Annotated in this window: 1 protein-coding gene; it reads right to left on the reverse strand. The window is 72.8% G+C overall.

Going from position 1 to position 235, the window contains the following annotated elements; all coding sequences use genetic code 11:
- Window positions 1-235, reverse strand: a 235-nt coding sequence (locus tag OH705_RS28765; RefSeq protein ID WP_267303641.1) for a hypothetical protein, incomplete at both ends; no start/stop codon positions are given.

Below are 235 nucleotides of genomic sequence, written 5' to 3' on the forward strand. Positions count from 1 at the left end.
GGCGTGGTACCCGAAGTTCCGGCTCGTCTCCTCCGCCTGGACGCTGAGGGCCTTGCCGGTGTCGCCGAGCGGGTCGCGGGTGTAGCACCGGCCGGTGGCTGCCGTGGGCTGGCCGTCGAGGAGCCAGCGGTACTGGGAGAGCCCGTCGGTGGGCCAGGAGACGGTGGCGCAGAGCTGGACCGAGGTGACGGGGTCGCCGCTGATGGTGACGATCTCGGTGCCGAATGCGGCCGCC

The organism is Pseudomonas sp. BJa3, assembly GCF_026343815.1.
Taxonomy (GTDB): domain Bacteria; phylum Pseudomonadota; class Gammaproteobacteria; order Pseudomonadales; family Pseudomonadaceae; genus Aquipseudomonas; species Aquipseudomonas soli.